The sequence below is a fragment of the Oceanibaculum sp. genome, assembly GCF_022449305.1.
GTDB classification, from domain to species: domain Bacteria; phylum Pseudomonadota; class Alphaproteobacteria; order Oceanibaculales; family Oceanibaculaceae; genus Oceanibaculum; species Oceanibaculum indicum.
Genome location: NZ_JAKUSO010000008.1, coordinates 1 through 20604, shown reverse-complemented (window position 1 = coordinate 20604; position 20604 = coordinate 1). Strand labels below are relative to the sequence as shown.

The window sequence follows — 20604 nt, the reverse complement described above, 5'->3', positions numbered from 1 at the left end:
CTATTTCCGCCCGACGCGCGGGTCGAGATAGGCATACAGCACGTCCACGATCAGGTTCACCAGAAGGAAGGAGACCGCCAGCAGCAGGATCGCGCCCTGCGCCAGCGGGAAGTCGCTGGACACGATGGCGCCGACCGCCAGCCGCCCGACACCGGGCCAGGCGAACATGGTCTCGGTCACCACGGCACCGCCCAGCAGGAAGCCGATCTGCAATCCCACCAGCGTGACGATGGGGATCAGCGCGTTGCGCAGCGCATGCTTCACCACCACGCGGGTTTCCGGCGCGCCCTTGGCGCGGGCGGTACGCACGAAATCGGCGTTCAGCACCTCCAGCAGCGAGGTGCGCGTCATACGCGCGACCGGGCCGATGAACACCCCGCCCAGCGTGATTGCCGGCAGCGCGATGTGGCGCAGCCCGTCGATGCTCCACAGCGGACCGCCGCGACCCTGGAAGGGCAGCAGCTCCATCTTGAAGCCGACATACTGGATCAGCATCAGGCCGAACCAGAAGATCGGCATCGACACGCCGGCGACCGAGAAGGCCATAACGATACGGTCGGTCACCCGGCCGCGCCGCACGGCGGCGATGGTGCCCAGCAGGATGCCCAGCGGCACCGCCCAGATCAGGCTGGCGATCATCAGCTCGACCGTCGGGCCAACCGTGTTGGCCAGTTCGCTGACGACGGTAGAATTGCTAATGATCGAGCGGCCGAGATCGAGTTGCAGCACGCGGAAAATATAGAGCCCGAACTGGTACCAGAGCGGCTCGTTCAGCCCCATCGCCTCACGCAGCGCGGCAACGTCGGCGGCGGTCGCGGTCGGGCCAGCCAGCACGGTGGCGGGGTCGGTCGGCACCACCTGCAGCAGCAGGAAGCCGATCAGCAGCACGCCGAACAGCACGGGAATGGAGATCAGCAGGCGGTGGGCGATGTGTCGTGACATCGGGTCAGCCTCTCAGACGCCGGTCGGTCAATGCAATACCTCGCCCTTGCGGTCGTGAACGATCTCGCCGTCGATGATCGTGATATCGGCCAGCGCCGGCAGGATCTCCTCGGGCGCCACGGCGAACAGGTCACGGTCGAACACCGCGATATCCGCCAGCATGCCGGGGGCCAGCGTGCCCTTCACCTGCTCCGAGAAGCTGCCATAGGCGCCATTATAGGTCATCGCGCTGATCGCCTGTTCGGTGCTGATGCACTGGTCCGCGCCCATCACCGTGCCGCGATCCGTCTTGCGCGTCACCATCTCGTAGAGATTCTTCATCGGGTTGAAGTCGGACACCGGCGAATCGGAGCTGGCCACCGGGTGCAGCCCGGCCTCTACCCAGTCCTTCATCGGATAGGACTGCGCCGGCCGTTCCTCGCCCAGCACCTCGATATAGAGGTCGCCGAACTCATAGATGAAGATCGGCTGCGGCGCCGGGATCATGCCCAGGCGCTTCATCGAAGCAATCTGGTCCGGCGTGGTGAAGCCGCAATGCTCGACCCGGTGGCGGCGGCCGGCGACCGGCACCTTCCGGTTCGCCGCCTCGACCGCGTTCACCGCCTGGTCGATGGCGGCATCGCCGATCGCGTGGATCGAAAGCTGGTAGCCCAGCTCGTTATATTTCGCGACCCAGTCGTTCAGCTCGCCATCGCTGTAGATGAAGATGCCGATGGAGCCGCAGGAACATTTGTACGGGTGGCGCATCGCCGCCGTCTTGCCGCCGGCGCTGCCATCGGTGAACAGCTTCACCGAGCCGACCTTCAGATATTCGTCGCCGACGCCGGTCTTCAGACCCTGCGGCAGCGCCTTGTCCATGACACCCGCCGGGCCGCCGGTCAGCGACATGTAGGTGCGCACCGGCAGGCGGCGCTGGCGGCGCGCCTCCTGGTAGGCGAGGTAATGGTCATAGCTCTGGACCAGCCCGACGCCGGCATCCATCACGCTGGTGATGCCATAGCTGCGGAACACGTTGCCGCCTTCCTCAATGCCGCGCACCAGATCAGCGATCGGCAGCGGCGGCATGGCCTTGGTAACCAGCTCCTGCGCGCGCTCCTGCATCAGACCGGTCAGCCGGCCGTTCTGCGTCTCGATGAACCCGCCGGTCGGCTGCGGCGTCTTTTCGTCGATGCCGGCCAGCTTCAGCGCCATCGAATTGGCCACGCCCATATGGCCGCAGGTGCGCTTGATATAGACGGGATTGTTCGGCGAGACCTTGTCCAGCTCCTCGCGGAAAGGATGGCGCTTCACATCGAGATGGAAATGGTCATAGCGGCCGCCGAAGATCCATTCGCCCGGCTTGGCCTTGTCCACGAAGGCCTTCACCCGCGCCAGCACCTCGTCCAGCGTCTTCACCTCGCTGGCCGACAGATCGACCTGGCGCAGCCCCATGCCGAAGGGAAGCAGATGCTGGTGGCCGTCATTGATGCCCGGCGTGGCGCAGCGACCGGCAAGGTCGATGACTTTCGTGCCGGGGCCGACCAGCGCCTCGATCTCGGACGTTTTTCCGGCAGCCAGCACGCGCCCCTTCCAGACCGCCAGGGCTTCCACGAATCCTTCCTGAAGCCCCTGAAAAATCCTGCCGTTCTTCAGAACGACATCTGCCTTCGGCAGCACCATCTCAGCCCATCCCCTGTTCAACGGCTATGTTCAACGCCAGTACTCAACGCACATATTCAACGCTGCCGCGCCGGCCCTGTTACGCAAAAGCCGGTCCGTTTCGCGCGGCACCCGATATCTTTGTCGCGAATAATCGCCACGGTCCGAAAGCTCTTTTAAGATCAGCCTGTTGCGAGAAGCCGCCTGTGACGCTGCGCGGCCTTTCCGGCCCCCTGAGCGGCGCGCCGGATGCGCTGGCCTGCCCAAAAGCCGGTCAACTGCCCATGCGCCAGTCAGTCACGCCGGTTAGTCGCGATATCCCGCATCTTCCCGGTCGAGCGTGCGCAGCAGCGCCTCCCACGGGCGGCTGGCGCTCTTCTCGCCGCCGCGCTCGAACTGCCTGGCGGCAGGCTCGGCCACATCCGGCGGCACCATGGCCAGTTCGGCCCCGCTCGACATGGCGGCAATCTGCGCCTCGCAGGCCTTCTGCAGGTAGAACATGATGGTGAAGGCCTCGGCGACGCTGCGCCCGCAGGTCAGCAGGCCGTGGTTGCGCAGGATCATGGCGTAGGTATCGCCCAGGTCGGCGACCAGCCGCTCGCGCTCGTCGAGGTCCAGCGCGATGCCTTCATAATCATGGTAGGAGACGCGGTTGTAGAAGCGCATCGCGTGCTGGCTGATCGGCAGCAGCCCGCCCTTCTGCGCCGCCACCGCCATGCCGGCGGCGGTATGGGTGTGCAGCACGCACAGCGCATCCTCACGCGCCGCATGCACGGCGCTGTGGATGGTGAAGCCCGCCGGGTTGAAGCTGTAGGGTGTCTCCATGACGATCTTGCCGTCCAGATCGACCTTCACCAGGCTGGAGGCCGTCACCTCGTCGAACATCAGCCCGTAGGGGTTGATGAGGAAGTGATGCTCCGGCCCCGGCACACGCATCGAAATGTGGGTGTAGATCAGGTCCGTCCAGCCCATCCGCGCCACCAGCCGGTAGCAGGCCGCCAGATCGACGCGCGCGGCCCATTCCTCGGCGCTGACCTGCTCGCGCACGCTGCGCGGCTTCAACGGAGTGACTGTCCCAGACATGATGCTCTCCATTCGGTACGTGCTCCTGTTGCGGTGCAAATGACACCGAAAAGGAGCCGTGCCTTGCTTGTAAATGTCACATACAAGTCTTGCGCAAGCTTCCGCCGGAAGTCAATCCGCTGGTTGCAGATTCGAGACAAGACCACGCCCGATTGCCGCAGACTGTTTCCAACCCTCTCATTTTTCGCGCTTTTCGGGAACCGGTTACGGGCGATTCCTTGACAGGACTCGCCCGCTATATGAGACTCCATGAGGGTTACGCGGCCCATAAGCGCGCAAGGGCAAGCGCTAGGGATAAGCTGCGCGGAGGATGGGGCGATGAAGAAGATTGAGAAGCGGACGAAACGGGGCCGCTTCACCGTGATGCTCGCCGGAACGGCCTTGCTGCTGGCCGGCTGCGACACGGTTTCCAGCTTCTTGAACGACACCTTCTCTTCCGCCCCGCAGGCGCCGGCGCCCCAGCCGGCGACCGCGCAGGCCGGCGCCCCGCAGGGCGGAACCGGCAAGCCGGCGCAGGCCATGCTGCCGCCCGCCCCACTGCCCCGTTACGTTCCGGGCGATACCTTCGTTTATCGCGTCGGCAACGCGACCATGCGCGAGCAGGTGCTGACCACCACCCCGGACCGCGTGGTCTGGACCAACGATCAGGGCCTGATCTGGACCACCGGCTACGACCTTGTCTCGCCGATGCTGTCCTGGTCCGCCGACCCGGAACTGGGGCGCGGCCGGCAGGATATCGTCGATGGCAACCCGGCCAGCCTGTTCCCGCTGACGGCGGGCGAGCAGGTGGCCTTCCAGGTGACCGGCTCCAGCGAGAAGCAGCCCGGCGGCTGGAAGATGGATCAGCGCTGCGAGGTTGCCGGGCAGGCCCAGGTGACGGTCGAGGCCGGCACCTTCAACACCTTCCAGATCGGCTGCCAGCGCGGCGACACGCTGGAGACTCTGTTCTATTCGCCGGTCGTGCAGAATTACGTGCTGCGCACCCGGCAGTTCCCGTTCCGCTCCGAGCGCAAGGAACTGGCCGGCTTCCAGCATGCCGAGCTGCGCGAGGCCAAGGACGAGCAGCTGGTGGCGATGACCGAGGGCGACAGCCGGCAGGCCTCGCTGGGGCGTAGCACCGAAATGCCGGTCGATCCCTCGGCGGCGCAGACCCTGCCGCCGGCACCGCCGGTCCCGCCGGCCGGCGCCATGATGCCTGTCGGAGCGCCTGCTGGCGACATGGCCGCTCTGGTGCAGCGTCTGGAGGCCGTGCTGGCCCGGATGGAGCAGCTGATGGGTGGCCAGGGCAACGCCGCCCGTCTGCCCGGCGCCGCGCCATCTGCAATGGCACCCAATGCCTCCAGCCCGATGACGCCCCCTGCGGCACAGCCCCTGCCCCGGTCGGCAAGCAGCGGCGCGCCGCTGTCGCTGACCGGCCAACCGCCGGCGCCCTCGCAGCCAACCCAGCGGCAGCCCCCCCAGCAGACAGCCAGCGCCGCCCCGGCGCGACCCGGCGAACAGTTCGGCCTGCATCTGGGGTCCTATCGTGAGCTGCCGGCAGCGGAGCGCGGCTGGGATATTCTGAAGGAGCGTTACCCCAGCCTGCTGGGGCCGCTGAAGCCGTTCAATTCGGAGTTCAGGACCGGCGATACGCGCGGTGCCTTCGTCCGGCTGGTGGCCGGCCCCTTCCCCAGCCGCGATGCCGCGACCAAGGCCTGCAACGACCTGGCCGCCCGCCGGCAGTTCTGCCAGGTGGTCAGTCTGAACGATTCCTGACCCAGGCCCGCCCCAGCACGATCAGCAGGAACAGCAGGCTGGCGAGCGCCCCGAACACCAGCATGCCGTGCGGGTCCCACAGCGTCATGGCGCCGCCGCCCAGCGCCGGGCCGGACATGCTGCCCAGGCTGTAGAGCATGACGAAGGCGGCGTTGGCACCGGGCAGGGTCGCGGTATCGAACCGCTCCGCCAGCATGCACAGGCCGATGGTGTAGATGCCCATCACCACCCCGCCCCAGGCGAACAGCAGCGGCCAGACCAGCCATGTGCCCAACGGTGTGCCTATGGCCAGCCAGAAGGCCAGCGGCCCCAGCACGCCGGCAGCACCACAGATCGCCAGCAACAGCCGGCGATTCATCCGGTCGGCCAGCCAGCCGAGCGGCACCTGCAGCGCCAGATTGCCGGCCAGGAAGGTGGAGAGCAGCAGCACCGCGGTTTCCGGCGCGAAGCCGACACGCAGCGCATAGACCGGCAGCAGCGCGAAGACAGTCGCGTCCGACAGGCCGCTGACTGCCGCCGCCAACATGATGGTGGGGGCCAGCAGTATCAGCCGCCCGATATTCCCGGCGGCGTGCGAGGGCACCGGCGGCAGCGCGTGGCGTGCCAGCGGCAGCGGCAGGGCGGAGGCGCCAAGGATCGCCGCACCGATCAGAAAGGGCACCGGCCCGTCCAGCCCGACCAGGCCGACGATCATCGGCCCCAGCGCGAAGCCGCCGGCGAAGCAGGTGACGTAGAGGCCCAGCATCTTGCCGCGGTTGCGGTCGGTGACGATGGCGTTCAGCCAGGCCTCGCTGGCGATCCAGGCGACACCGACCGAGATCCCCAGCGCGAAGCGCAGCACGAACCAGGCCGGCAGGCTGGTGAACACCGGCATCGCCAGCAGCACGGCAATGCCGAAGACGATGGAGAGATACATGACCGGCAGCGTGCCGTAGCGGCGGATTGCCCGTGGCAGGAACGGGCCGGTCAGCAGGATGGCGAAGGTGGACATGGCCGCGTTCAGGCCGATCAGCACCGTATCGGTGCCGCGCAGCTCCAGCAGCATGCTCAGCAGCGGCATGGTGACGCCGATCATCAGCCCCGCCCCCAGCGAGACCGACAGCAGCGCCAGCATGGCCAGCCGCCGCGCGCGGTCCGTCAGCGGCTGGACCGGAAGGGTGTCCTGCGTCATCTCCTTACGGGAAGCGGCAGCGTTCGGCGGTCACCTGCACGAAGCCGCGCTGCCCGGCGGTCACCCCGAAGCGATGTTCGACCGCGCCGATGACGACCGACAGGGTCATCGGCAGCGTGCCGGTCTTCTGGTCCGCCTTGCCGTCGATCCGTGTCACCGTCAGCGTCATCGGCTGCGCGGGGTCGAACCAGGCTTCCGGCCGCCCCTCGGCATTCAGCGCCGATTCGCCCAGGCCGGTGATGGTCACGGTATTGTTCACGAAGCCGACCACGGAGGCCGCGCCATCGGTCAGCGGCGTGCGCACCAGGAAGCGCTTGGTCTCCGCCGGCTCGCAATCGCGCCCGATGCTGGCCTCGCGGATGACGAAGGAAAGCCGTTCCGCCGGCACGCCGGCCGCCACCCTGTCCCGGAGCAGCGCCAGCATCTCCTGCATCTCCGGCGTGGGGACGTCCTGCTCATAGCGCTGCTGCAGCGTCGCCAGCTGCTGGGCTGCCTCGCGGCTGCGCAGCAGTGCAGCCTGGGCCTGCTGGTTCAGCGTCTCGATCTCGGCCCGTGCCGCCGCCAGATCGTCGCGCTGCCGGTCCAGCTGGGTCTTCCGGTCCTCGATCCCCAGCTGGTAGGCGAACAGCCCGACGCCGGCCAGCAAGGCCACGAACAGGAAGAACCGCAGCACCCGCCCGATAAGGCGCTTCCGATAACGCCGCTCAGTATCGTATAGACCGTAGGACATGTTTTCCCGGCACTGGTAACGGACCCGATCCCCCGCCAGCAGGCGGGAGCGCACGATGCCGCCACATTGCGCCAATTGCGTGGCCAACTGGCACTGGGCCAGCGCGGCGCCTGGCTTCCGTCTCCCGCGGCACATGGCAGTGTCGCGCGGCATCGGGATGACAGGACGCTGCACCGAAGGCTAGGCTGGCGCGATGCGGCAACCCGCCGTTCCTACACCGGACAACGCATGCCCGCCACCCCCATCGACAATGCCCGTGGTATCCTTTTGATCCTGCTGGCCATCGCCTGCTTCGCCTCGATGGACGCGCTGGCGAAATTCCTGCTGCAACGCCACGAGATGCCGCAGGTGGTTTGGGCGCGCTACACCTTTCACCTGCTGGCGATGGCGCTGATCCTGGGGCCGCACCGCATTCCGCGCCTGCTGAGGACGCAGCGGCCGCTGGCGCAGATCCTGCGCGCCAGCCTGCTGCTGGCCTCGACGGCGATGTTCTTCACCGCCATCAGCTACATTCCGCTGGCCGACGCCAGCGCCATCGGCTTCCTGTCGCCGCTGCTGGTGACCGCCTTGTCGGTGCCGGTGCTGGGCGAGAAGGTCGGCCCGCGCCGCTGGGCCGCCGTTGTCGTCGGTCTGGTCGGCGTGCTGATCATCCTGCGCCCCGGCATGGGCAGCGTGCACTGGGCATCCTTCCTGGTGCTGGGCGTGGCGCTGACCTTCGCCGGCTTCTCGCTGATGACCCGCATCCTGGGCCGCAGCGAGGACGGCACCACCATGCTGCTCTACACGGCGGTGGTCGGCTGTGCCGTCACCAGCCTGATCGTGCCGTTCTACTGGCGCGCCGTACCGCTGGAGAGCTGGCTGCTGTTCGGTGCGGTCGGCGCGCTGGGTGGCCTCGGCCATCTGGTCCTGATTCGCGCCTACAAGCTGGCGGAGGCGTCAGCGCTGGCGCCGTTCAGCTACAGCCAGCTGATCTGGGCCATGCTGCTGGGCTTCCTGATGTTCGGCGATGTGCCGCAGGCGCACATGCTCGCCGGCTCCGCCCTGCTGGTCGCCAGCGGCCTCTATGTCTGGCACCGCGAACGGCAGCTCGCCCGCAAACTACCGCTCAGCGCCGGCTGACATTGCCCGCCGTCAGGACGGTGGCGATGGTCGCCACGCTGAGGCCGGCAATCACCCAGAACAGGATCGACGGATCGGCCACCCGGTCCAGCAGCAGGCCGAACATCAGCGGCGTGATCGCCCCGCCCAGATTGAAGCCGGTGGAGACGAAGCCGAACACCTTGCCGGTCGACCCCGCCGGGGTGACCGCGCGGATCATCATGTCGCGCGAGGGTGCGACCATGCCGCTGAAGAAGCCGGCCAGCGCGAACAGCACGCCGACCACCGCCAGCGACGGGCTGAAGGCGGCAATGCAGGCAACGAACAGCCCGACCAGCAGGAAGCAGCCGCCGGCCACCAGCGAATGGCGATTGGTGCGGTCGGCAACCCAGCCGCCGGCCAGCACGCCCGCCGCGCTGGCGAACAGATAGGCGGTCAGCGGCACGTTGGCCTGGGCCAGCGGTGCCTCGTAGATCGTCACCAGCGCCGAGACGCCGAAGCTGGTGAAGCCACCATTGGTCATCGAGATGCCGACGAAGAACAGGAACCCCATGATGACCGGCAGGCTGAGCAGCAATTTGATGCCTTGGGGGCCAGATGCGGACGCTGATTCTTCCGGCTTCGGCTTGCGGCCTCCCGCCTGGGCGCCAGCAGGAGTCTCGTCTTTCAGAACGCCGGAAAACGCCATCAGCACCAGCGCCACGGCAAGGCCCGCCCCGCCGGCGATCACCAGCGCCATCTGCCAGCCGACCGCGCCCAACAGGAACACCATCATCACCGGGGCGACGGCGAAGCCGAAATAGCCGGCGAAAGTATGGATGGAAAAGGCCCGCCCCATGCGCTTGCCATCGACTGAGGCCGACAGGATCGTGTAGTCGGCGGGGTGATAGACGGCATTGGCGAGGCCGGCGACGGCCATCAGCGCGATCAGCGCCCAGTAGCTGGGAAACAGGCCGATCATCATGAAGGCGATGGCCTCGACGATCAGCCCGGCGATCAGGATGGCGCGGGCACCGAACCGGTCCACCAGGAAGCCCATCGGCGCCTGGGTCAGGCCGGTCGCCACGTTGAACACGGTCAGCGCCAGCCCCAGCGCCGCGAAGCTGACGCCATAGACGTCCTTCAGCAACGGGAACAGCGGCGGCAGCACCAGCATGTACACATGGCTGAGGAAGTGCGCCGTGCTGATAAGGCCAATGACCTTCGTGTCGCTGCGCGGCAGCGCGACGCTGGCATCCATGGTTTCCGACCCTCGTCTTTTCTTGTGTTGCGATGAGAGTGTGTTGTGCACGCGCGCCGCGTCAACCGTCAGCGCGGCATGACAGCGATGATTGCCCGCCGCGCCGTCAGGCAGTACAAAGCGCACAAAGCAAATCGGAGGCTGAAAGCGTGAAAATCTGCATCTATGGCGCCGGCTCGGTCGGCGGATATCTCGGCGCGCGGCTGGCGGCGACGGAAGGCATCGAGGCCAGCCTGATCGCCCGGGGCGCGCATCTGGCGGCGATCCGCCAGGACGGGCTGACCCTGCACCAGCAGGGCGAGAGCCTCACCGTCCGCCCTGCGGCCAGCGACAATCCCGCCGATTTCGGCCCGCAGGATGTGGTGATCTGCACGGTGAAGGCACATGGCCTTACCGGCATCGCGCGCAGCATGGCGCCGCTGCTGGGGCCGGACACCGCCGTGGTGTTCGCCATGAACGGCGTGCCCTGGTGGTATTTCCACGCCCTGCCCGGCCAGCATGAGGGCCGCTCCATCGACCGGCTGGACCCCGGCGGGATCATCCGCGATGCCATCGGGCCCAAGCGCGCCATCGGCTGCGTCGTGCATATCGGCGCGGAGGTCACCAGCCCCGGCACGGTGACCGTCACCGGCCGCGAACGTTTCGAGATGGGTGAGCCGGACGGCAGCATGAGCCCGCGCCTGACCCGCCTGATGGAGGCCTTCGGGACCGCCGGCATCACCGCCGTCGCGCACGACAATATCCGCGACTATGTGTGGTCGAAGCTGCTCGGCAATATCACCTCCAACCCGCTCAGCGCGCTCACCCGCGCGACCATGGGCCAGCTCTATGACGACGACATCCTGCGCGGCTTCATGCGCCGGATGATGGAGGAGGCGGAAGCCGTCGCCAGCGCGCTGGGCGCCAGCCTGCCGGTCAGCATCGACAAGCGGTTCGAGAGCGGGCCCCGGCTGAAGGACTTCAAGACCTCGACGCTGCAGGATCTGCTGGCCGGCCGGCCGCTGGAGATCGAGCCGATCGTCGGCGCGGTCGTCGAGCTGGGCGACCTGACCGGCGTCGAGACGCCCTCCATCGACCTGATCTACGCGCTGCTGAAGCGCCTCGCCATCAATGAGGGGCTATACCCGGCAGGGTGAGGGGGTGGGGCTATTTCGTGTTCTCCCTCTCCCCTTGCGGGAGAGGGTTGCGTAGCCTTATGAGCGGAGCGAATTAGGCGAAGCTGGGTGAGGGGTAGTTGCACGGGCCGAGCCGCCCCCTCACCCGGTTCGCTGACGCTCACCACCCTCTCCCGCCAGGGGAGAGGGTTTACAAGCTCCCCCTCAGTTCCGCGCCGTCGCCTGCTGCGGCAGGTAGGTGACGATCTCCGGGAAGATGGTGATGATCACGACCGCCGCCACCATCAGCAGGAAGAAGGGCAGCGCGGCATAGGCGATATAGAGGATGTTGCGTCCCGTCAGGCCCTGCAGCACGAACAGGTTGAAGCCGACCGGCGGGGTGATCTGCGACATCTCCACCACCAGCACGACATAGATGCCGAACCACAGCAGGTCGATGCCCGCCGCCTGCACCATCGGCAGGATGATGGCGACGGTCAGCACCACCACCGAGATGCCGTCCAGGAAGCAGCCCAGCACGATGAAGAACAAGGTCAGCGCAATCAGCAGCACATAGGGCGAGAGCTGCATGTCGCGGATCCACTCCGCCAGCACGCGCGGCAGGCCGGTATAGCCCATCGCCACCGACAGGAAGGCCGCCCCCGCCAGGATGAAGGCGATCATGCAGGAGGTGCGGGTGGCACCCAGCAGGCTGGACCAGAAGGCCTGCCAGTTCAGCGAACCGGTGACCAGCGACAGGAACAGCGCGCCGGCGACACCGCAGGCCGCGGCCTCCGTCGCCGTCGCCCAGCCCCAGTAGATCGAGCCGATGACGAAGACGATCAGCAGGATGATCGGGATCAGCCGGCGCGAGGCATAGACCTTCTCCAGGAAGCCCATGCTGAAATCGGCGGGCGGGGTCTTGCCCGGATGGATCACCGCCCACAGCGCGATATAGCCCATGAACAGCCCGGCCAGCAGCATGCCGGGGAACACACCGGCAATGAACAGCTGGACGATGGACACCTCGGCCGAGACGCCATAGACGATCAGGATGATCGAGGGCGGGATCAGCAGGCCCAGCGTGCCGGAGCCGGCCAGCGAGCCGATCGACAGCTTCTCGTCATAGCCGCGCCGGGACAGTTCCGGCACCGACATCTTGCCGACCGTCATCGCGGTCGCCGCCGAGGAGCCGGAGACGGCGGCGAACACCGCGCAGCCCAGCACATTCACATGCAGCAGCCGGCCCGGCAGCCGGGTCAGCCAGGGGGCCAGCCCCTGGAACATGTCCTCCGACAGCTTGGTGCGGAACAGGATCTCGCCCATCCAGATGAACAGCGGCAGGGCGGTCAGCGTCCAGCTGGCCGACGCCCCCCACACCGTGGTGGACATGACGATGCCGGGCGGCGCGCTGGCGAACATGGAGATGCCGACATAGCCGATGGCCAGCAGCGACATGGCGACCCAGAAGCCGCCGCCGAGGAAGAGGAAGAGCAGCGCGATCAGCAGGATCGACTGGATAAGCTGGTCCATGAACCGGTCCCCGCCTTAATCGTTCGCTTCGATGCGGTCGGATGGCCCCAGCTCAGGGCGGTTCTCCAGCACCACATCCTCGGAATTGTCATAGGACGGCGTATTGCCGCGAATCACGGAGATCAGCTCGTCCAGGAAGGCGATGGCCAGTACCGTAAGGCCAACCAGCATGGCGCCTTGCGGCCAGGCCAGCGGAATCGGCACCAGCCCGTCCGCGACTTCCTTGAAGCGGATCGAATCGGCAACCAGCACCCAGGTGTACCAGGCGAAATAGGAGGACAGGATGGTGCCGGCCACCAGGCAGACGATATCGGCCCAGCGGCGCGACGACGGGGCGAGCCGCAGCAGCACCAGATTGACCCGGATGTGGCTGCCCGCTTTGAAGGCATAGGCCAGCGCCAGGAAGGAAGAGGCGGCCATCAGGAAGCCGGCGATCTCGTTCGCGGACGGCACCAGCACGCCGAAGAAGCGGCCGACGATCTGCGCCAGGATAAGGACGGCGATGCCGGCCAGCGAGATCGCCGCCAGAACGCCGCACAGCTTGTACAGGAAATCGAGCGCCGCGCGCATGGCCACCCCGCGATGCGTGACAGGTTGGAAAAGGGATAGAGGCCCGGCCTATGGCGAAACGCCCAGGGTGCCGGTTGCAGCCCTGGGCGTTTCGGACCGGGAGACGCCTTACATCTTGTTGTAGGCGTCCACGATGGTCTTGCCGTCGGCGCCGGCCTTCTCAAGCCATTCCTTGACCATCTGGTCGCCGATGGCCTTCAGGTCGGCCTGCAGCTTGTCGCTCGGCATCAGCACCTTCATGCCATTGTCGCCCAGCGCCTTCACGGTGCGCTCGGCCTCTTGCTTGCTGGCGGCCCAGATGCGGGTCTCGGCATCGGCGGCAGCCTTCATCACCGCGTCCTGCGTTGCCTTGTCCAGCCCGTCGAAGGCACGCTTGTTCACGAAGACGATGTTCTTCGGGTGCATCGCGTCGGTCTGATAGAACACCTTCACGAAGTCCCAGGCTTTCACGTCCACGCCGGTGGCGCCGGAGGTCAGCATCGAGGAAACCAGGCCGGTGGAGAAGGCCTGCGGCACCTCGGCATACTGCACGGTGGTCGGCACTGCGCCGGCCAGCTCGGCAAAGCGCGCGGTCGCGGCGTTGTAGGCGCGGAACTTCACGCCCTTCATGCCCTCAACCGAGGCGATCTCGGTCTGCACGAACAGCCCCTGGCCCGGCCAGGGCGCTGCATAAAGCAGCTTCAGCCCTTCCTCGGCCAGCAGCTTTTCCAGCACCGGCTTCTGGGCCTTGTACAGCTTCATGGCATTGTCGTAGCCGGTGGCCAGGAACGGCACGCCGTCAGCCTCGAACACCGCGTTCTCGTTACCGTAGGCAGACAGCAGGATCTCGCCGATCTGCGCCTGGCCGGTACGGACCGCGCGCTTGATCTCCGGCATCTTGAACAGCGAGGCACCGCTGTGGATGGTGATGGTCAGCTTGCCGCCCGACAGCTTCGCCACATCCTCGGCGAACATCCGCGTGTTCTTGGTGTGGAAGTTGGTATCGGGGTACGGCAGCGGCATATCCCAGGTTTCCGCCGAGGCGGCGGTGGAAAAGCCGGCAACCGCCATGGAAAGCGCCATGGCCGTAAAGAATTTCCGCATTGTGTGCTCCCTGTTCCGGAGTGAGATTTCGGTCTCATCGGCGCGCGGTGCACCGATCAACCTGTTTGCTTTGCGTACAGGCTAGACTGTACACATACCCATTGATGGTCAAGAGGGACGGCGGCACCGCAGTGCGATATGCTGCGGGGCATGCCGAAAAACCCCTGTCTTTCCGCAATCCGAACGGGATCAAGATGACGAAATCCGCAGCCTCCGCCGCCGCAGCGCAGCATGACGACAGCCTGATGCGCGAGCTGATCGCGCTGGAGCCCACTTCGGGCTATCAGGAACTGATGGGCTACCGGCTGGTGGAATGGCGCGAGGGCTATGCCGTGCTGGAGCTAGACATCGGCCCGCAGCACCTGAACCGCGCCGGCGTGCTGCATGGCGGCGTGCCGGCCTCGCTGATCGACACCATCTCCGGCTTCTGCGGCTGTTACTGCCCGATCCCCGGCCAGGTGCGGCGCTGCGTGACACTGTCGCTGACCACGCAATATCTGGGGCAGGCCTCGAAGGGCACGCTGCGCACGACCGCCCGCGTGACAGGCGGCGGCCGCAAGATATTCTTCGTTGCCGCCGAGGTGACGGCCGAGGACGGCACGCTGGTCGCCACCGGCACCGGCACCTTCCGCTACCGCGCCGGCAGCGAGGACCCGAACGGCGTGCCTCGGGAGTAGGAGGAATTTAAACAATCCCTCTCCCCTTCCGGGGCGAGGGTTTTATCCCTCACGCCCGGGCCGGCGCCTCGCTGGCGCTACGGCCGAGTGCCGCCAGGGCGGTGCGCACGATGCCGTCGGCGTTCAGCCCGGCCTCGGCATACTGTTTCTCCGGCGAATCATGGTCGATGAAGCGGTCGGGCAGCACCATCGGCCGCACGCGCAGGCCGGCATCCAGCATCCCCGATGTCGCCAGATGCTGCAGTACGAAGGAGCCGAAGCCGCCGACCGAGCCTTCCTCGATGGTGATCAGCACCTCATGGCCGCGCGCCAGCCGCTCCACCAGCCCGGTATCCAGCGGCTTGGCGAAGCGCGCATCGGCGACCGTGGCGGACAGGCCGTAGCCCGCCAGCTCCTCGGCGGCGGCGAGGCATTCCTGCAGCCGCGCGCCATAGGACAGGATGGCAACCGCCGTACCCTCGCGCAGCACGCGGCCCCTGCCGATCTCCAGCGGCTGGCCACGTGCCGGCAGTTCCACGCCGGTGCCCTCGCCGCGCGGATAGCGCACGGCAGACGGCCGGTCGTCGATGGATGCCGCAGTGGCGACCATATGCACCAGCTCCGCCTCGTCGGCCGCCGCCATCAGCACGAAATCCGGCAGGCAGCCCAGATAGGCGACATCGAAGCTGCCGGCATGGGTGGCGCCATCGGCGCCGACCAGCCCGGCGCGGTCGATGGCGAAGCGCACCGGCAGGCGCTGGATCGCCACATCATGCACCACCTGATCATAGCCGCGCTGCAGGAAGGTGGAGTAGATCGCCGCGAACGGCTTCATCCCCTCCGTCGCCAGGCCGGCGGCGAAGGTGACGGCATGCTGCTCGGCGATGCCGACATCAAAGCTGCGGTCCGGGAAGCGCTCGGCGAACTTGTCGAGGCCGGTGCCGCCCGGCATGGCGGCGGTAATGGCGACGATGCGCTCGTCGGCCTCCGCCTCCTGGATCAGCGCCTGCGCGAAGACATTGGTGTAGCTGGGCGCGTTCGCCTTCGCCTTCACCTGTGCGCCGGTCACCAGATCGAACTTCTGGACCGCGTGATACTTCTCCGGGCTGTCCTTCGAGAAGGGATGCCCCCTGCCCTTTTCGGTGACGACATGCAGCAGCACCGGGCCGGCTTCCGGCCGGTCGCGCAGGCTTTTCAGGATCGGCACCAGATGGCTGATATCGTGCCCGTCCACCGGGCCGATATAGAGGAAGCCCATCTCCTCGAACAGCGTGCCGCCGGTCACCATGCCGCGGGCATATTCCTCGGCCCGGCGCGCCGCATTCTCCAGCGGCTTCGGGAAGCGGCTGGCCATCTGCTTCATCGCCTCGCGCAGCCCGCGATAGGATTTCGAGGCAATGAGACGGGAGAGATAGTTGCTCATGGCGCCGGTCGGCGGCGCGATGGACATGTCATTGTCGTTCAGGATGACGATCAGCCGGCTGTCCATCGAGCCGGCATTGTTCATCGCCTCATAGGCCATGCCGGCACTCATCGAGCCGTCGCCGATGACCGCGATGACATTGTTGTCGCCGCCCTTAAGGTCGCGCGCCACCGCCATGCCGAGGCCGGCGGAGATCGAGGTCGAGCTGTGCGCGGCACCGAACGGGTCGTATTCGCTCTCCGAGCGCCGGGTGAAGCCGCTGAGGCCGCCGCCCTGGCGCAGCGTGCGGATGCGGTCGCGCCGCCCGGTAAGGATCTTGTGCGGATAGGCCTGGTGGCCGACATCCCAGATCAGCCGGTCGCGCGGCGTATCGAACACATGGTGGATCGCCACCGTCAACTCCACCACGCCAAGCCCGGCACCCAGATGGCCGCCGGTGCGCGAGACCGCGTCGATGGTCTCACGGCGCAGATCGCCGGCCAGCGTGGTCAGCTGGTCGATGGAGAAATCCTTCATGTCCGCCGGTGTGGTGACCTTGTCCAGAACCGGGGTCGGGCTGTCGGCCATGGGCCTTACCTCTTTATCCGCGATGGGACTATCGCTCATGCCTGCCGTTCGACGACGAAACGGGCAACTTGCTTCAACAGCTTCGCCTTGTCATCGAAGAAATCAAGGTGCCGGGCCGACTGATCGACCAGCATCAGCGCATGGGCGCGGGCATTCTCGACGCCCAGCGCCGCTACCAGCGTGGCCTTGCCGGCGGCATCGTCGAGGCCGGTCGGCTTGCCGGTCACGCTGCTGTCGCCCTCGATATCCAGCAGGTCGTCGGCAATCTGGAAGGCCAGCCCCATCTCCTGCCCGTAGGAATGCAGCGCGTGGCGCGCCGCCTTGCCGGCCTTGCCCAGAATGGCGCCGGCCTCGCAGCTGAAGCACAGCAGCTCCGCCGTCTTCATGCGCTGCAGCCGGATGATCAGGCTGGCATCGATGCTGTCCATGTCCTCGGCCAGCAGGTCGAGCATCTGGCCGCCGACCATGCCCTGCGTGCCCGAGGCACGCGCCAGCGCCAGCACCAGCTCGGCCCGGACCCTGGGGTCGCTGTGGGTTTCTTCCTGCGCCAGCACCTCGAAGGCGTAGGTCAGCAGCGCATCGCCGGCGAGTACCGCCGTCGCCTCGTCGAACGCCTTGTGGCAGCTGGGCCGGCCGCGCCGCAGGTCACTGTCATCCATCGCCGGCAGATCGTCATGGATCAGCGAATAGGCGTGCAGGAATTCCACCGCCGCCGCTACCCGCAGCGCGCAGCTGCGGCTGACCGAGAACAGCGCCGCGCTTTGCAGCACCAGGAAGGCGCGCAGCCGCTTGCCGCCGCCCAGTGCTGAATAGCGCATCGCCTCGACGACGCGCGCCTCCGGCCCGTCCGGCAGGGCCAGCAGCCGGTCCATCGTCTCGGCGACGGCCTCGGCGGCCTCCGCCATGGCGGCCTTGACATCCATCGCAGGACCGCTCAGTTGGCGGGATCGAAGGGTTCGGCGGCGACGTTGCCATCCGGCCCCAGCTTGATGCGCTCCACCTTCATCTGCGCGTCCTGCAGTTTGCGCTCGCAATGCGCCTTCAGCAGCACGCCGCGCTCGTAGGTATCGATAGAATCCTCCAGGCCGATCTCGCCCTTCTCCAGCTTGGAGACGATGGCCTCCAGCTCGGCGAGGGCCTGCTCGAAGCTCAGGGCGTCGATGTCGCTGTGGGTCTTTTCGCTCATGCTGTTGCCTTGGCGCCTGCTGGGTGGAAAGGGGGCGGAGTGTAGCCACCTCGCCCCGCCGGAACAAGCCGAAGCCGCGTGTTATTGCCCCATAAGCGCGGCAACATGAGCAGCGGCCGACCGACCCAGCGCGTCGAGGTCATAGCCGCCTTCCAGCGTGGAGACCAGCCGTCCGCCGCACTGATAGGCCGCCAGCCGCATCAGCTCCCGCGTGGCCCAGGCGAAATCCTCCTCCTCCAGGCACAAGGCGGCCAGCGGGTCGTCCTTGTGGGCATCGAAGCCGGCCGAGATGATCACCAGGTCGGGGCGGAACTCCGTCAGCGCCGGCAGCAAATGTTCGGCGAAGGCGTGGCGGAACGCCGCGCCATCGGCCAGCGGCGGCAGCGGCACATTCAGGATGTTGTCGAGGCCACGTTCATTGGCTGCCCCGGTGCCGGGATAGAGCGGCGCCTGATGCGTCGACCCATAGAACATCTCATGGTCGTTCCAGAAGATGTCCTGCGTGCCATTGCCGTGATGCACGTCGAAATCCACCACGGCGACGCGCTTCAGCCCATGCACGGCGCGTGCATGATAGGCGCCGACGGCAGCACTGTTGAACAGGCAGAAGCCCATGGCGCGGGCCGCCTCGGCATGGTGTCCGGGCGGGCGCACGGCGCAGAAGGCATTTTCCGCCTCGCCGCCGACGACCGCATCCACCGCCGCGCAGACCGCCCCGGCGCAGCGCAGCGCCGCCTCAAGCGACTGCGGGCTGACAATCGTATCGGCATCGATTCCCGACAGCCCCTCGGCCGGGATCGCCGCCTTCACCGCATCGACATGCGCCTGCGGATGGGCGCGCAGCAGCTGCTCCTCCGTCGCTACCGGCGCCTCACGGCGGACAAGACCGGCAAAACGCGGCTCGTCCAGCGCCTCCAGTACGGCGCGCAACCGGTCCGGTCGCTCCGGGTGATAGGGGCCGGTATCGTGCGCGAGGCAGGCCTCGTGCGTGTAGAGCAGCGTCGCCATCGGGTCTTCCCTGTCCGGTCTTTACTGTCGGGTCTTTATTGGGGAACACGGAAATATAGGACAATTTTCCCAAAATCGAGGGAAGCACGGCGGACCGGCGACCGACAATATGAAAATCAGGGCGCCGAAGACATTGCCGAACGTCTTGCGGTCGCAGCGCTCTCACAACATACTCCGATGGGGATTGCGCGGGACCGGTAATACAATCTTTACGAAAAACACTTTCACTTACCGGGCCTGCTTTCTTTCGTACGGCACTCACAAACCGGCGACCCGATAAACGGGCGCAACAGACAGAACGACGACCGAAACAGGCCTCCAGTAAGGGCGGCCTTACAGCGCAGGATGCCATGACGCCGCAGGAAATTGCCTCGATCATCGACCAGCATGAAAGCTGGCTGAAACACCGCAAGGGCGGGTTACGCGCCAATCTGTCGATGCGCGACCTGTCGGGGCTGACCCTGGCCAGGGCGAACCTGAAGGGCGCCAATATGGCGGGCGCCAATCTGCACCGTACCGTGCTGGCGGGCTGCGTGCTGGAAGAGGCCGATCTGTTCTGCGCAACACTGGACCGCGCCGATTTGCGCCAGGCGAATTTGCGCAAATGCGACCTGCGCGGCGTTAGCCTGCGGCGGGCCAATCTGAACAATGCCAATCTGGAGCAGGCGGATTTCCGCGGCGGCGCGCTGTATGGCGGCGGCGACCACGAGAATGAGCGGATGCGCAACGCCAATTCCAACGGCGCCGACCTGTCGAACTCCGCGATGATGAATTGCAACCTGAAGGGGGCGGCGCTGGCCGGTGCCAACCTGTCAGGCGTGAACCTGAAGGGGGCGGACCTGACGGGCGCCAACCTGACCGGCGCCAATCTGGCCGAGGCCAATCTGACCGGCGCCAATTTGTCGGGCGCCAATCTGGAAGGGGCCGTCGTCGCCAATGCGGTGATGAAGAACGCCACGCTGGTCGGCGCCAATCTGGAAGGCGTGGACATGTCGGCGGTCGATGTCACCGGCGCCCAGTTGGTCGGCATGCAGGAAGGGCTGCCGCCGAACGTGCAGGCGGTGCTGGACAAGCATGCGCTGTGGATCAAGGACCAGGGCCGCACTGGCGAGCGCGCGGTGCTGTCGGGCACCGACCTCAGCTACATGGATTTCAGTGGCACCAACCTGTCCGGCGCGGAGCTGAAGGATACCAAGCTGGTCGGCGCCAAGTTCGAGCGCTGCCGGCTGGTGATGGCCGACCTGTCGCGCGCCGTGCTGACCAATGCCAGCTTCCTGGGCGCCATCGTCGATGGCGCCAGCATGGTGGATGCCGACCTGTCCGGCGCCGACATGCGCAAGGCGAGCCTCGGCCCGGTCGATCTGAAGGATGGCCAGGGCCGGCCGACCGGGCGCAAATGGCCGACCAACCTGGCCGGCGCCCGGCTGCGCGGCGCGAAGCTGGCGCAGGCCGATCTGCGGCACGTCAATCTGATGGATGCCGACCTGACTGACGCTGACCTGAACGGCGCCAACCTGACCGACGCGAACCTGACCGATACCATCATCGACGTCGCGCAGATGGACAAGGCGATCACCGGGGAATAGCCGCTGGGGAGTAGCCGCGTCAGCCCTGCTGTTCCGGGGCGACGCGCCGGCTGGCCGGCAGCACGATGGCAACGCGGGTACCGACATCCGGCGTGCTGGTCAGCACCAGTCGGCCGCCCTGCATCTCGGTCATCGACTTCACCAGCGGCAGTCCCAGCCCCGCCCCTTCGAAGGCGCGGGTCAGCGAACCGGCGGCCTGACCGTGATCCGCCAGCCTGCGGCGGAGACGCTGCACATCCGT

General features: G+C 66.9%; 19 protein-coding genes. 5 read left to right on the top strand and 14 right to left on the bottom strand.

Going from position 1 to position 20604, the window contains the following annotated elements; all coding sequences use genetic code 11:
• The 3 genes from MK313_RS04505 to MK313_RS04495 all read right to left on the bottom strand — a co-directional run bounded on the left by MK313_RS04505 (position 1) and on the right by MK313_RS04495 (position 3663).
• On the bottom strand, positions 1–942 hold the full coding sequence (locus tag MK313_RS04505) for an ABC transporter permease (protein WP_008944132.1): 942 nt from the start codon (positions 940–942) through the stop codon (positions 1–3).
• Positions 943–969: 27 nt separating this feature from the next.
• Positions 970–2601 (bottom strand): amidohydrolase, encoded by a 1632-nt coding sequence (locus tag MK313_RS04500; protein ID WP_287780270.1) that lies wholly within the window; start codon positions 2599–2601, stop codon positions 970–972.
• Between the two features lie 285 nt (positions 2602–2886).
• A complete protein-coding gene (locus MK313_RS04495) occupies positions 2887–3663 on the bottom strand; it encodes a class II aldolase/adducin family protein (protein ID WP_287780269.1) in 777 nt (258 codons plus the stop codon).
• A gap of 318 nt (positions 3664–3981) precedes the next feature.
• Between MK313_RS04495 and MK313_RS04490 the strand changes: the two genes are divergently transcribed.
• Positions 3982–5418 carry an SPOR domain-containing protein gene (locus MK313_RS04490; RefSeq protein ID WP_287780268.1) on the top strand — a complete coding sequence of 479 codons (1437 nt, stop codon included), beginning with the start codon at positions 3982–3984 and terminating at the stop codon, positions 5416–5418.
• Here MK313_RS04490 and MK313_RS04485 read toward each other — a convergent pair.
• Positions 5399–6589, bottom strand: a complete 1191-nt coding sequence (locus MK313_RS04485; protein WP_287780267.1) for an MFS transporter — start codon at positions 6587–6589, stop codon at positions 5399–5401. The genes MK313_RS04490 and MK313_RS04485 overlap by 20 nt on opposite strands.
• Positions 6590–6593: 4 nt before the next feature.
• Positions 6594–7319, bottom strand: a complete 726-nt coding sequence (locus MK313_RS04480; RefSeq protein ID WP_287780266.1) for a hypothetical protein — start codon at positions 7317–7319, stop codon at positions 6594–6596.
• 228 nt (positions 7320–7547) lie between these two features.
• Between MK313_RS04480 and MK313_RS04475 the strand changes: the two genes are divergently transcribed.
• Positions 7548–8438: a DMT family transporter gene (locus MK313_RS04475; protein ID WP_008944126.1), complete on the top strand. Its 891-nt coding sequence runs from the start codon at positions 7548–7550 to the stop codon at positions 8436–8438.
• On the opposite strand, the gene MK313_RS04470 is transcribed toward MK313_RS04475, so the two are convergent.
• Positions 8425–9657: an MFS transporter gene (locus tag MK313_RS04470; protein ID WP_287780265.1), complete on the bottom strand. Its 1233-nt coding sequence runs from the start codon at positions 9655–9657 to the stop codon at positions 8425–8427. The genes MK313_RS04475 and MK313_RS04470 overlap by 14 nt on opposite strands.
• Positions 9658–9806: 149 nt before the next feature.
• Between MK313_RS04470 and MK313_RS04465 the strand changes: the two genes are divergently transcribed.
• Positions 9807–10793: a ketopantoate reductase family protein gene (locus MK313_RS04465; protein ID WP_287780264.1), complete on the top strand. Its 987-nt coding sequence runs from the start codon at positions 9807–9809 to the stop codon at positions 10791–10793.
• 183 nt (positions 10794–10976) lie between these two features.
• On the opposite strand, the gene MK313_RS04460 is transcribed toward MK313_RS04465, so the two are convergent.
• The 3 genes from MK313_RS04460 to MK313_RS04450 all read right to left on the bottom strand — a co-directional run bounded on the left by MK313_RS04460 (position 10977) and on the right by MK313_RS04450 (position 13937).
• Positions 10977–12284: a TRAP transporter large permease gene (locus MK313_RS04460; protein WP_121220263.1), complete on the bottom strand. Its 1308-nt coding sequence runs from the start codon at positions 12282–12284 to the stop codon at positions 10977–10979.
• A 15-nt stretch (positions 12285–12299) separates the two neighbouring features.
• Positions 12300–12854, bottom strand: coding sequence for a TRAP transporter small permease (locus MK313_RS04455; protein ID WP_008944122.1), 555 nt, complete (start codon positions 12852–12854; stop codon positions 12300–12302).
• Between the two features lie 108 nt (positions 12855–12962).
• Entirely contained in the window at positions 12963–13937 is a 975-nt protein-coding gene (locus MK313_RS04450; RefSeq protein ID WP_287780263.1) for a TRAP transporter substrate-binding protein, read from the bottom strand.
• A gap of 194 nt (positions 13938–14131) precedes the next feature.
• On the opposite strand from MK313_RS04450, the gene MK313_RS04445 reads away from it, so the two are divergent.
• Positions 14132–14614 (top strand): PaaI family thioesterase, encoded by a 483-nt coding sequence (locus tag MK313_RS04445; RefSeq protein WP_244922257.1) that lies wholly within the window; start codon positions 14132–14134, stop codon positions 14612–14614.
• 49 nt (positions 14615–14663) lie between these two features.
• On the opposite strand, the gene dxs is transcribed toward MK313_RS04445, so the two are convergent.
• The 4 genes from dxs to MK313_RS04425 form a co-directional block, all read right to left on the bottom strand.
• Complete coding sequence (gene dxs, locus MK313_RS04440; protein WP_121220258.1) at positions 14664–16583, bottom strand: 1-deoxy-D-xylulose-5-phosphate synthase; 1920 nt, start codon at positions 16581–16583, stop codon at positions 14664–14666.
• Between the two features lie 35 nt (positions 16584–16618).
• A complete protein-coding gene (locus tag MK313_RS04435; RefSeq protein ID WP_287780262.1) occupies positions 16619–17506 on the bottom strand; it encodes a polyprenyl synthetase family protein in 888 nt (295 codons plus the stop codon).
• A gap of 11 nt (positions 17507–17517) precedes the next feature.
• Complete coding sequence (locus MK313_RS04430) at positions 17518–17769, bottom strand: exodeoxyribonuclease VII small subunit (protein ID WP_121220256.1); 252 nt, start codon at positions 17767–17769, stop codon at positions 17518–17520.
• 81 nt (positions 17770–17850) lie between these two features.
• The gene (locus tag MK313_RS04425) at positions 17851–18777 is read right to left on the bottom strand and encodes a histone deacetylase family protein (RefSeq protein WP_287780261.1); all 927 of its coding nucleotides are present in this window, start codon (positions 18775–18777) and stop codon (positions 17851–17853) included.
• A 350-nt stretch (positions 18778–19127) separates the two neighbouring features.
• Between MK313_RS04425 and MK313_RS04420 the strand changes: the two genes are divergently transcribed.
• Positions 19128–20363 carry a pentapeptide repeat-containing protein gene (locus MK313_RS04420; protein ID WP_121220252.1) on the top strand — a complete coding sequence of 412 codons (1236 nt, stop codon included), beginning with the start codon at positions 19128–19130 and terminating at the stop codon, positions 20361–20363.
• Positions 20364–20382: 19 nt separating this feature from the next.
• Here MK313_RS04420 and MK313_RS04415 read toward each other — a convergent pair.
• Positions 20383–20604: ATP-binding protein (locus MK313_RS04415; RefSeq protein ID WP_416054108.1), on the bottom strand; the 222-nt coding region annotated here is incomplete at its 5' end.

Coding starts and splice junctions, on each gene's coding strand:
- MK313_RS04505 (WP_008944132.1), bottom strand. CDS start 942: ATGTCACGACACATCGCCCACCGCCTGCTGATCTCCATTCCCGTGCTG.
- MK313_RS04500 (WP_287780270.1), bottom strand. CDS start 2,601: ATGGTGCTGCCGAAGGCAGATGTCGTTCTGAAGAACGGCAGGATTTTT.
- MK313_RS04495 (WP_287780269.1), bottom strand. CDS start 3,663: ATGTCTGGGACAGTCACTCCGTTGAAGCCGCGCAGCGTGCGCGAGCAG.
- MK313_RS04490 (WP_287780268.1), top strand. CDS start 3,982: ATGAAGAAGATTGAGAAGCGGACGAAACGGGGCCGCTTCACCGTGATG.
- MK313_RS04485 (WP_287780267.1), bottom strand. CDS start 6,589: ATGACGCAGGACACCCTTCCGGTCCAGCCGCTGACGGACCGCGCGCGG.
- MK313_RS04480 (WP_287780266.1), bottom strand. CDS start 7,319: ATGTCCTACGGTCTATACGATACTGAGCGGCGTTATCGGAAGCGCCTT.
- MK313_RS04475 (WP_008944126.1), top strand. CDS start 7,548: ATGCCCGCCACCCCCATCGACAATGCCCGTGGTATCCTTTTGATCCTG.
- MK313_RS04470 (WP_287780265.1), bottom strand. CDS start 9,657: ATGGATGCCAGCGTCGCGCTGCCGCGCAGCGACACGAAGGTCATTGGC.
- MK313_RS04460 (WP_121220263.1), bottom strand. CDS start 12,284: ATGGACCAGCTTATCCAGTCGATCCTGCTGATCGCGCTGCTCTTCCTC.
- MK313_RS04455 (WP_008944122.1), bottom strand. CDS start 12,854: ATGCGCGCGGCGCTCGATTTCCTGTACAAGCTGTGCGGCGTTCTGGCG.
- MK313_RS04450 (WP_287780263.1), bottom strand. CDS start 13,937: ATGCGGAAATTCTTTACGGCCATGGCGCTTTCCATGGCGGTTGCCGGC.
- MK313_RS04445 (WP_244922257.1), top strand. CDS start 14,132: ATGACGAAATCCGCAGCCTCCGCCGCCGCAGCGCAGCATGACGACAGC.
- dxs (WP_121220258.1), bottom strand. CDS start 16,583: ATGGCCGACAGCCCGACCCCGGTTCTGGACAAGGTCACCACACCGGCG.
- MK313_RS04435 (WP_287780262.1), bottom strand. CDS start 17,506: ATGGATGTCAAGGCCGCCATGGCGGAGGCCGCCGAGGCCGTCGCCGAG.
- MK313_RS04430 (WP_121220256.1), bottom strand. CDS start 17,769: ATGAGCGAAAAGACCCACAGCGACATCGACGCCCTGAGCTTCGAGCAG.
- MK313_RS04425 (WP_287780261.1), bottom strand. CDS start 18,777: ATGGCGACGCTGCTCTACACGCACGAGGCCTGCCTCGCGCACGATACC.
- MK313_RS04420 (WP_121220252.1), top strand. CDS start 19,128: ATGACGCCGCAGGAAATTGCCTCGATCATCGACCAGCATGAAAGCTGG.